The following is a 9649-nucleotide window of genomic DNA, read 5'->3' on the forward strand; positions in this document are numbered from 1 at the left end:
GGGCGCTACATCTTGCAGATCAGTTTCGAGGCCTTTTCGTTGCGGTGCTGCAGCTGGTCGAGCCCCAGAGCCGCATGTTCGGCCTGCTCACGCGCGGCGAGAATCTTGCCGTGCTGTGGCGACTTGCTGCACACCGGGTCGGCGTTGGCGGCATCGCCGGTAAGCATGAAGGCCTGGCAGCGGCAACCGCCGAAGTCCTTTTCCTTCTCGTCACAGCTGCGGCACGGCTCGGGCATCCAGTCGTAGCCGCGAAACTTGTTGAAGCCGAACGAGTGGCGCCAGATGTACTCGACGCTGTGCTCGCGCACGTTGGGAAACTCCACTGGCAGCTGTCGCGCGCTGTGACAAGGCAGCGCGGTGCCATCCGGGGTGATGTCGAGGAACAGGTTGCCCCAGCCGTTCATGCAGGCCTTGGGGCGCTCCTCGTAGTAATCCGGGGTGACGAAGATCAGCTTGCACGGGTGGTTCTCCGCGGCCAGCTTGTCGCGCCACTCATTGGTGATGCGCTCGGCGCGCACCAGCTGCTCCTTGCTCGGCAGCAGGCCGGCGCGGTTCAGCTCGGCCCAGCCGTAAAACTGGCAGGTGGCGAGCTCGACGAAATCGGCTTCCAGTTCGATACACAGGCGGATGATCTGGTCGATGTTGTCGATGTTGTGCCGGTGAGTGACGAAGTTGAGCACCATCGGGTAGCCATGCTTCTTCACCGCTCGGGCCATTTCCAGCTTGTGGGCGAAGGCCTTCTTCGAGCCGGCCAGCAGGTTGTTCACCTCCTCGTCGGCGGCCTGAAAGCTGATCTGAATGTGATCGAGCCCGGCCTCGGCGAAGCTGGCGATCTTCGCTTCGGTCAGGCCGATGCCCGAGGTAATCAGGTTGGTGTAGTAGCCCAGCTTGCGCGCCGCGCCGATCAGTTCGGCCAGATCCTCGCGGACCAGTGGCTCGCCGCCGGAGAAACCCAGCTGTGCGGCGCCCATCTCGCGGGCTTGGCGAAACACCTCGATCCACTCGGCGGTGCTCAGCTCCTCGTGGCTGCGGGCGAAATCCAGCGGGTTGGAGCAATACGGGCACTGCAGCGGGCAGCGATAGGTCAGCTCGGCCAGCAGCCAGAGCGGCGGGCCGGGTTCGAAACCGGGTTTAGCGAAGCTCGATCCAGAACCGTTCAACGGCCACCTCCAGGAACGCCAGGATGTCTTCGGCGATACCTTCCGCCGCCGGAAAACTCACCTGCAGGTCCGCGACGATGCCGCCCACCGTGCGCGCGCCGTCCACGCGCTTGAGAATCTCGCTGGCGCTGTCGTTGAGCTTGATCATGCCCTCGGGATAGAGCAGCACATGGCACTGTTGCGCCGGCTCGAACTGAAAGCGAAAGCCGCGGCGCAGGGCCGGAATCTTGAGCAGGATGTTTTCGCTCATCGTCATTCTCCGTAGGGTGGGAAGCCCGCACAGTGCTTCCCACCACTGTTCACTACGGTGGAAAAGCCCCGTGGCCATTTTCCACCCTACGCAGCCGATCCGCGACTTACAGCGCAATGCCCTTGTGCCAGACTCGCTCGGCGGTCACCGTGTGGTACGGCGGACGATCCAGCTCGTAGGCCATGCTCATGGCGTCCAGCATGCTCCAGAGCACGTCGAGCTTGAACTGCAGGATGTTCAGCATGCGCTCCTGGGCTTCACGGGTGCGGTAGTGTTCCAGGGTGATGCGCAGGCCATGTTCGACGTCGCGGCGCGCCTCCTTCAGGCGCTTGCGGAAATAGTCGTAGCCGGACGCATCGATCCACGGGTAATGCTGCGGCCAAGCATCCAGTCGCGACTGGTGGATGGTCGGCGCGAACAGTTCGGTCAGCGAGCTGCTGGCCGCTTCCTGCCAACTGGCGCGACGGGCGAAGTTGACGTAAGCATCCACCGCGAAGCGCACGCCGGGCAGCACCAGCTCCTGCGACAGCACCTGCTCACGATCCAGCCCCACGGCTTCAGCCAGCCGTAGCCAGGCCTCGATGCCGCCCTCTTCGCCGGGCCGACCGTCGTGGTCGATGATGCGCTGAATCCACTCGCGGCGGGTGTCGCGGTCCGGGCAGTTGGCCATGATCGCCGCATCCTTCACCGGAATGCAGACCTGATAGTAGAAGCGATTGGCGACCCAGCCCTGAATTTGTTCGCGCGTGGCCTGGCCGGCATACATCGCCCGGTGGAACGGATGATGGATGTGGTAGTACTCGCCCTTGGCGCGCAGCGCCTGTTCGAATTCGGCGGGGCTCATGGCTGGCAGGGTCATAGCGGTATTCCTTTTTCTTATCGTTCTGTTCGGTATTCGGAGCGCGATTCGTGCGCGGCTACAGTTCGATGCTCATGCCATCGAACGCCACCTCGATGCCGTGTTCGCCGAGAATTTCCCGCTCGGCGGAGTCTTCGTCGAGAATCGGGTTGGTGTTGTTGATATGGATGAGCACCTTGCGTGCCGCCGGCAACCCGTCGAGCACCTCTATCATGCCGCCCGGGCCGCTCTGTGGCAGGTGGCCCATCTCGGTTCCGAGCTTATCGCCGACCTCGCGCACGCGCATTTCGTCGTCACGCCAGAGCGTGCCATCCACCAGCAGGCAGTCGGCGCGACGCATGATTGCCAGCAGCCCATCGCTGATCTGCCCCAGCCCCGGCGCATAGAACAGTGTGCCGCCGCTGCGCCGATCCTCGATCAACAGGCCGATGTTGTCGCCCGGATGCGGATCGTTGCGATGCGGCGAATACGGTGGCGCTGAGCTGCGCAGCGGAACCGGCGTGATCAGCAGGTTCGGGCACGCCGGAATGACGAAGCTGCCCTGCAGTTCGATACGATTCCACTTCAGTCCGCCATTCCAGTGCTCCAGCATGTTGAACAGCGGAAAGCCGCTGGTCAGGTCCTGGTGGACCATTTCGGTACACCAGACCTCGTGCGGGCAGCCTTCGCGCAGCGTCAGCAGCCCGGTGGTGTGGTCGATCTGGCTGTCGAGCAGGACGATTGCGGCGATGGCGGTATCACGCGGCTTGCGCGCGGGCTGCAGTTTGGGAAAGCCTTCCAGCTGGGCGCGGATGTCCGGCGAGGCGTTGCACAGCACCCATTCGACGCCGTCCTCGCTGATGGCGATAGACGACTGGGTGCGCGACTGGGCCCGCAGCGTGCCGGCACGCAAACCGGCGCAGTTGGCGCAGTTGCAGTTCCACTGCGGAAAACCACCGCCCGCAGCGGATCCGAGAACCTGGATGAACATGGGCTACCCCTGAAAGCGAAGCCCCGGCCGGAGCCGGGGCGGAAACGATCAACGATTGGCGAAATACATCGTCACTTCAAAACCAATACGCAGATCGGTGTATTCGGGTTTGGTCCACATGGCTCGATCCTCTTCTTATACGTGGCGCCGGAAATGCCCGGCACCCTCATTAAGCACCCAGTCCGCCACCGGCAGAATGGTACTTTGGAAGTAGATTTCAACCTGCCTTCGTAGTGCCCCGGAACACGCGGCCTGCCGACGAACGCTGCTTCTGCCGCGCATAAAAAAACGCGGCTGAAAAGCCGCGTTGCGAACGAGTCACCCGGGTGACATGAGGGAGAAACTCCCGGAAAGACCCTGCACCCTAAGGTGCCAGCAAAGAAACCGGCGCGGCGGGAGCGCGCTGCGCCGGAGCCCATCCAATCAGAAGAAGCCCAGCGGATTGATGTCGTAGCTGACCAGCAGGTTCTTGGTCTGCTGGTAGTGGTCGAGCATCATCTTGTGGGTTTCGCGACCGACGCCGGACTTCTTGTAGCCACCGAACGCGGCATGCGCCGGGTAGAGGTGGTAGCAGTTGGTCCACACGCGACCGGCCTTGATGCCACGGCCCATGCGGTAGGCGCGGTTGATGTCGCGGGTCCAGACGCCGGCGCCCAGACCGAACTCGGTGTCGTTGGCGATCGCCAGTGCTTCGGCTTCGTCCTTGAAGGTGGTGACGGCCACCACCGGCCCGAAGATTTCCTCCTGGAACACGCGCATCTTGTTGTGGCCTTTGATCAGGGTCGGCTGCACGTAGTAACCGCTGGCCAGACCGCCTTCGAGCTTCTCCGCGGCGCCGCCGGTGAGGATCTGCGCGCCTTCCTGCTGGGCGATGTCCATGTAGGACAGAATCTTGTCGAACTGTTGCTCGGAGGCCTGAGCGCCGACCATGGTGTCGGTATCCAGCGGATTGCCGCGCTTGATCGCCTTGATCTTCTTCATCACCACTTCCATGAAGGGCTCGAAGATCGACTCCTGAATCACCGCGCGCGACGGGCAGGTGCACACCTCGCCCTGGTTGAAGAACGCCAGTACCAGGCCTTCGGCAGCCTTCTCGATGAACGCCGGCTCGGCATTCATGATGTCTTCGAAGAAGATGTTCGGGCTCTTGCCGCCCAGCTCGACGGTACTCGGAATGATGTTTTCGGCCGCGCAACGCATGATGTGCGCGCCAACCGGGGTCGAGCCGGTGAAGGCGATCTTGGCGATGCGGGTGCTGGTGGCCAGCGCCTGACCGGCTTCGCGACCGAAGCCCTGGACGATGTTCAGCACGCCCGGCGGCAGCAGATCGCCGACCACTTCGATGAACACCATGATCGACAGCGGGGTCTGCTCGGCCGGCTTGAGCACGATGCAGTTACCGGCAGCCAGGGCCGGTGCGAGTTTCCAGGCGGCCATCAGCAGCGGGAAGTTCCACGGAATGATCTGACCGACCACGCCCAGCGGCTCGTGGAAATGGTAGGCGGCGGTGTGCTCGTTGATCTCGGCGGCGCTGCCTTCCTGCGCACGGATGCAGCCGGCGAAGTAGCGGAAGTGGTCGGCCGCCAGCGGCACGTCGGCGTTCAGGGTTTCGCGCACGGCCTTGCCGTTGTCCCAGGTTTCGGCGACGGCGAGCTTTTCCAGGTTGGCTTCGATGCGATCGGCGATCTTCAGCAGGATCAGCGCACGGTCCTGCACCGAGGTCTTGCCCCAGGCATCGGCGGCGGCATGGGCAGCGTCCAGCGCACGCTCCACGTCTTCGGCGCCCGAACGCGGGAACTCGGCGATCACTTCACCGTTCACCGGCGAGGTGTTGACGAAATACTCCCCCTTGACCGGCGGCACGAATTCGCCGCCGATGTAGTTGCCGTAGCGCGGCTTGAAGGAAATGACGGCGCCTGGAGTACCGGGTTGGGCGTAGATCATGTTGGGCCTCTCTCTTCTGCTTGTGGAGCCTGCGCCAGACATGGCTCAGGGCATGGGACCGATCTTAGGCAGTGCCCTCCCGCCCCCGGTATGCACCCATGGCAGCGGAGCCCTCCTCATTTGGTATTAGATGCCAACGATGCTGCAGCACGCGGTTTACGGGGCGTCGCGCTAATTTGGGCGCAGCCACTAGCCGCCTAACCGCACGAAAAAACCGGGCATTTTAGCCCTCCTCCCGACCACGAAATTGACCACGAACAAGGATGCCGCACCACACCGAGAATATTTTCCAAACGCAAGGAAAGCTCGACCAAATGCCCGCAAAACCAACCCGAAAGTCCTATTAGTCACCCCCGCAAAGCACCCTAATTTCGAGCTGCGACATCCTGTCCCCATAACAACCTGAGGAGATTTGCCATGCAGTGGATCAATCCCGATTTCTGCGATCTGCGTCTGGGCTTCGAAGTTACCGCGTACGTCTACGTGCGCTGAGCCTGTGGCCGGGGCGATCGCGATCGCCCCGGTTTGCGAGGAAATGGTCATGACAACAACAAACATACTGCCGACGACCCGCTACGAGATTCGCCCACCGTTCCTGTTCCGCTGGGAGGAGTCACAGCAGGCCCACGTGCTGCTCTACCCCGAGGGCATCGTCAAGCTCAACGCCACCGGCGGCGACATCCTCAAGCGCTGCGACGGCAAGACCAGCGTCGCCGAGCTGATCGAGCAGCTGGGCCGCGATTACCACGCATCCGATATCGACGCGATCGGCAAGGGCGTACTGAATTTCCTGGAGGTGTCCCATGGCAAAGGCTGGATCCGAGCTAAGGCTTGATGGCAGCGGCAATCCGGTCTGGCTGCTGCTGGAGCTGACCTACCAATGCCCGCTGCAGTGCGTGTTCTGCAGCAACCCGCGCAACTTCGCCGACTACCGCCCGCATGAGCTGAGCACCGCCGAATGGATCGACGTGATGGCCCAGGCCCGCGCGATGGGCGCCATGCAGATCGGCTTCTCCGGCGGCGAACCGACCTTGCGCAAGGACCTCGAAACACTGGTCGCCGAAGCCGACCGCATGGGCTACTACACCAACCTGATCACCTCCGGCATCGGTCTGACCGAAGCGCGCCTGCGCGCCCTGAAGGATGCTGGCCTGCGCCATATCCAGCTGGGCTTCCAGTCCACCGACCGTAACGTGGCGCGCGAGCTGGCCGGCGTCGATGCCTGGGAGCGCAAGCTCGGCATGGCGCGGCTGATCAAGTCGCTGGACTTCCCGATGGTGCTGAACGTACCGATCACCCGGCAGAACATCAGCCAGATACCGGACATCATCGATTTTGCCGTCGAGCTGGGCGTCGAGTATCTCGAGCTGGCCAACGTGCAGTACTACAACTGGGCGCTGCTCAACCGCGACGCACTGATGCCAACCCACGCCGAGCTGCAACGCGCCGAGGATCAGGTGCAGCGCGCGCGCGAGCGTTACGGCGATCGGCTGACGATCTTCTTCGTCATCCCCGACTACTACGAAGGCAGGCCCAAGGCCTGCATGAACGGCTGGGGCGCGATCCACGTCACCGTGGCGCCGAACGGCGATGTGCTGCCCTGCTCGCAGGCCACCAACTTCAAGAACCTGACCTTCCCCAACGTGCGCCAGCAGCGCCTGGAAGAGATCTGGCACGACTCGCCGGTATTCAACCTTTACCGCGGCGACGCCTGGATGCCCGAGCCGTGCCGCAGCTGCGACGAGAAGGAAAAGGACTTCGGCGGCTGTCGTTGCCAGGCCTTGCTGCTCACCGGCAACGGTGCCAACACCGATCCGGCATGCAGCAAGTCGCCGCATCATCAACTGATCCAGCAGGCCGTCGCGCTGGCGCAGGACGCCACACGCTCGCAAGGCACGCTGATCGCCCGGCAGGCCAGCCAGGGGGTGGAACTTGAAATTGCCCCATGACTCGTTCGGCGGCACCGTCAGCGCGGGCCTCGCGCTGACGCTCGGCTGCTATCTGCTGCTGCGCGTGCTGATCTAGGAGGCGGCGATGCAACTGTCCGTCTTCGATGTGCTGGCCCGTTATGCACACCTCCTGTTCGCGCTGGTGTGGGTCGGTCACAACTACGCCAACTTCATCCAGAACCCGCGCTTCGTGCCGCTACAGAACGGCATCGACACCGCCACGCTGAACCGCGATCTGGAGGCGCGGATGAAGCGCGAGCACGGCATCTTCCGCTATGCCTCGCTGGTCGTCTGGGCATCGGGGATGTTCATGCTCTGGCAGCGCGGCTGGCTGGTCGACGCGCTGCTACTGCAAGGACCGCTGGCAGCCATCGGCCTCGGTGCGTGGATCGGCACGGCGATGGTGCTGAATCTCTGGCTGGTGCTCTGGCCGCATCAGAAGAAACTGCTCGGCTTCGTCCCGGCGACGCTGGAGGAGCGCGTGCGCTGCTCACGGATTACCTTCCTGTCCTCGCGCAGCAACACCATCCTCTCGTTTCCCCTGCTATTTCTGATGGCAGCCGGCGGTCATGGCCTGCATCTTTTCTGAACAGGCCGAGCGCTACAGCTTCGCCGCCGGTCCGGCGCAACTGCCGCGCGAGGTGCTGAGCCAGATCCACGAGGAGCTGCCGGACTGGCAAGGCAGCGGCTTCTCCCTGCTGGAACAACCGTTCACCAGCACTGCCTACAAGCGATTGATGAGCGACACCGAGCAGGTCCTGCGCGCGTTGCTGGCGATTCCCGCCAACTATCGTGTGTTGTTCATGCAGGGCGGCGCCTCGGCGCAGTTCGGCCTGCTGCCGCTCAATCTGCTGCGACCCGGACAGCGAGCCGACTACCTGGAAAGCGGCCACTGGGCACGCAAGGCCATCACCGAGGCACGCCGGCATGGGCCGGTGAACGTGGTGGCGAGCGGTGCGGCGGACGGCTTCACCGCCCTGCCCGCTGTCGAGACCTGGCAGCTCGACCCCAACGCCGGCTACTGCCACCTCACCAGCAACGAAACCGGCAACGGCCTGCAGCTGCACGACTTCCCGCAACTGTCGGTACCGCTGGTGGCGGACATGACCTCGGATTTCCTTACCCGCCCCGTTCCCATCGAGCGCTTCGGGCTGATCTACGCCAGCGCGCAGAAGAACATCGGTGTCGCCGGGCTGTGCCTGATCATCGTCCGCGACGACCTGCTGCGTCCGCCATCGGCCGGGCTGCCTGCGGCATTCAGCTATGCGGTGCAGGCGGAGCAGCAGAGCCGCTTCAACACACCGCCGACCTTCGCCCTCTACGTCGCCGCGCTGATGCTGCGCTGGATCGCCGCGAACGGCGGTCTCTCCACAATGGCAGCGAACTGCCGGGAAAAGAGCCAGCGACTGTACGCCTGCCTCGACCGCAGTGAGCTGTACCACTGCCGCCCGCGCAAGGAGGATCGCTCGACCGTGAACGTCTGTTTCGAGCTGCGTGAGCCGGCATTGCTGCCGCTGCTGCTCGCCGAGGCCGAGCGGGCCGGGCTGCATCATCTGGCCGGCCACGCGGCCATCGGCAGTCTGCGAGCCAGCCTGTACAACGCCATGCCGCTGGCGGGCGTCGAGCGGTTGGTCACCTTCCTGCAACGTTTCGAGCGTGAACATGGCTGAGCGCGACATGACCCTGCGTCGGCTGGGCCAGCGGTTGGCACTGCAGCTGGCCTGCGCCGCCAGCTATCTCCCGGCGATGCGCAGTGGTGCGCAAGCGGTGGATGCCATGGGCTTGCGCTTCCCGTCACCCGTGGGCATCGCCGCCGGATTCGACCGCTGCGGCCGGCTCGGTCGGCGCGCCGGCCGTCTGGGCTTTGGCTTCACCGAAGTCGGCAGCTGCACCTCGGTCGAGCTGTTCGGGATGCGCCCACCCAACGTTAACGGACGCGCCCTGGTGGGCCTCAATCTGAGTCTTGACCCAACCCGCTCGACGGCAGAGCTGTGCGCCGCTCTGACGCTTGCCTGGGCGCAGACCGATTACCTGATGCTGAACCTCATCAGCCCGCTCAGCGCGCCGCTGCTGGTCGACGAGCGCCGTGCGCAGCTGATCAAGCTGTTACGCGCGCTGCGCACTCGCGCGCATGCATTGAATAGCTGTGGCAGCCGTCGCGTGCCGCTGGCGGTGAAGCTACGCAGCCTGCCCGGCCAGGTACCGATGGCGCTGGCCGAAGTGTTGCTGGAACTCGGATTCGACGGTCTGCTTGCCGCCCACGACCCCGGCCCACCAGCCACGGCCGAGCGTTATCGCAGCTGGCAGGACGATGCCCAGCAATTGCTGGCCTGCCGGGAGATCGAGCAGTTGCACCAACTCTGCGGCGGCGCGCTCGCACTGATGTCCGTCGGCGGGATACAGACCGCCGCGCACCTGCAGGCCCGGCTGGCGGCCGGCGCACGACTGGTGCAGGTGTACAGCGCGTTGTTGCGCGAGGGGCCGTTCATTGCCCAGCGCCTGCTGGGCTGATTCTTC

At 64.1% G+C, this 9649-nt stretch carries 12 protein-coding genes; 6 read left to right on the forward strand and 6 right to left on the reverse strand.

Annotation, left to right across the window (positions count from 1 at the left end; all coding sequences use genetic code 11):
- Positions 1-5: 5 nt before the first annotated feature.
- The 6 genes from pqqE (HU825_RS14970) to exaC form a co-directional block, all read right to left on the reverse strand.
- Positions 6-1160 (reverse strand): pyrroloquinoline quinone biosynthesis protein PqqE, encoded by a 1155-nt coding sequence (pqqE, locus tag HU825_RS14970; RefSeq protein WP_043295527.1) that lies wholly within the window; start codon positions 1158-1160, stop codon positions 6-8.
- The gene (gene pqqD, locus HU825_RS14975) at positions 1132-1410 is read right to left on the reverse strand and encodes a pyrroloquinoline quinone biosynthesis peptide chaperone PqqD (protein ID WP_003291117.1); all 279 of its coding nucleotides are present in this window, start codon (positions 1408-1410) and stop codon (positions 1132-1134) included. The genes pqqE (HU825_RS14970) and pqqD (HU825_RS14975) overlap by 29 nt, the downstream gene beginning before the upstream one ends.
- Before the next feature lie 106 nt (positions 1411-1516).
- Positions 1517-2269 carry a pyrroloquinoline-quinone synthase PqqC gene (gene pqqC / locus HU825_RS14980; RefSeq protein ID WP_003291119.1) on the reverse strand — a complete coding sequence of 251 codons (753 nt, stop codon included), beginning with the start codon at positions 2267-2269 and terminating at the stop codon, positions 1517-1519.
- Positions 2270-2327: 58 nt separating this feature from the next.
- Positions 2328-3239, reverse strand: a complete 912-nt coding sequence (pqqB, locus tag HU825_RS14985; protein WP_043295529.1) for a pyrroloquinoline quinone biosynthesis protein PqqB — start codon at positions 3237-3239, stop codon at positions 2328-2330.
- A gap of 48 nt (positions 3240-3287) precedes the next feature.
- Entirely contained in the window at positions 3288-3359 is a 72-nt protein-coding gene (pqqA, locus tag HU825_RS14990) for a pyrroloquinoline quinone precursor peptide PqqA (protein WP_003291121.1), read from the reverse strand.
- A 303-nt stretch (positions 3360-3662) separates the two neighbouring features.
- On the reverse strand, positions 3663-5183 hold the full coding sequence (gene exaC, locus HU825_RS14995; protein WP_043296601.1) for an acetaldehyde dehydrogenase ExaC: 1521 nt from the start codon (positions 5181-5183) through the stop codon (positions 3663-3665).
- A 417-nt stretch (positions 5184-5600) separates the two neighbouring features.
- Between exaC and pqqA (HU825_RS18915) the strand changes: the two genes are divergently transcribed.
- The 6 genes from pqqA (HU825_RS18915) (at position 5601) to HU825_RS15020 (ending at position 9643) form a co-directional block, all read left to right on the forward strand.
- Positions 5601-5675, forward strand: coding sequence for a pyrroloquinoline quinone precursor peptide PqqA (gene pqqA, locus HU825_RS18915; RefSeq protein ID WP_003296405.1), 75 nt, complete (start codon positions 5601-5603; stop codon positions 5673-5675).
- A 49-nt stretch (positions 5676-5724) separates the two neighbouring features.
- A complete protein-coding gene (gene pqqD, locus HU825_RS15000; RefSeq protein WP_008567781.1) occupies positions 5725-6018 on the forward strand; it encodes a pyrroloquinoline quinone biosynthesis peptide chaperone PqqD in 294 nt (97 codons plus the stop codon).
- Positions 5987-7132, forward strand: a complete 1146-nt coding sequence (gene pqqE / locus HU825_RS15005) for a pyrroloquinoline quinone biosynthesis protein PqqE (protein ID WP_043295531.1) — start codon at positions 5987-5989, stop codon at positions 7130-7132. The genes pqqD (HU825_RS15000) and pqqE (HU825_RS15005) overlap by 32 nt, the downstream gene beginning before the upstream one ends.
- 85 nt (positions 7133-7217) lie before the next feature.
- Complete coding sequence (locus HU825_RS15010; RefSeq protein WP_054093018.1) at positions 7218-7721, forward strand: urate hydroxylase PuuD; 504 nt, start codon at positions 7218-7220, stop codon at positions 7719-7721.
- Positions 7702-8802, forward strand: coding sequence for a 3-phosphoserine/phosphohydroxythreonine transaminase (serC, locus tag HU825_RS15015; RefSeq protein ID WP_234302371.1), 1101 nt, complete (start codon positions 7702-7704; stop codon positions 8800-8802). The genes HU825_RS15010 and serC overlap by 20 nt, the downstream gene beginning before the upstream one ends.
- Positions 8795-9643, forward strand: coding sequence for a dihydroorotate dehydrogenase (locus HU825_RS15020; RefSeq protein ID WP_234302372.1), 849 nt, complete (start codon positions 8795-8797; stop codon positions 9641-9643). The genes serC and HU825_RS15020 overlap by 8 nt, the downstream gene beginning before the upstream one ends.
- Positions 9644-9649: the final 6 nt, after the last annotated feature.

This window comes from Pseudomonas phenolilytica (genome assembly GCF_021432765.1).
Classification (GTDB): Bacteria; Pseudomonadota; Gammaproteobacteria; order Pseudomonadales; family Pseudomonadaceae; genus Stutzerimonas; species Stutzerimonas phenolilytica.

Bases quoted from the DNA above. Each gene is read 5' to 3' on its own strand.
- pqqD (WP_003291117.1), bottom strand. From the start codon at position 1,410: ATGAGCGAAAACATCCTGCTCAAGATTCCGGCCCTGCGCCGCGGCTTT.
- pqqE (WP_043295531.1), top strand. From the start codon at position 5,987: ATGGCAAAGGCTGGATCCGAGCTAAGGCTTGATGGCAGCGGCAATCCG.
- pqqB (WP_043295529.1), bottom strand. From the start codon at position 3,239: ATGTTCATCCAGGTTCTCGGATCCGCTGCGGGCGGTGGTTTTCCGCAG.
- serC (WP_234302371.1), top strand. From the start codon at position 7,702: ATGGCCTGCATCTTTTCTGAACAGGCCGAGCGCTACAGCTTCGCCGCC.
- pqqC (WP_003291119.1), bottom strand. From the start codon at position 2,269: ATGACCCTGCCAGCCATGAGCCCCGCCGAATTCGAACAGGCGCTGCGC.
- HU825_RS15010 (WP_054093018.1), top strand. From the start codon at position 7,218: ATGCAACTGTCCGTCTTCGATGTGCTGGCCCGTTATGCACACCTCCTG.
- HU825_RS15020 (WP_234302372.1), top strand. From the start codon at position 8,795: ATGGCTGAGCGCGACATGACCCTGCGTCGGCTGGGCCAGCGGTTGGCA.
- exaC (WP_043296601.1), bottom strand. From the start codon at position 5,183: ATGATCTACGCCCAACCCGGTACTCCAGGCGCCGTCATTTCCTTCAAG.
- pqqD (WP_008567781.1), top strand. From the start codon at position 5,725: ATGACAACAACAAACATACTGCCGACGACCCGCTACGAGATTCGCCCA.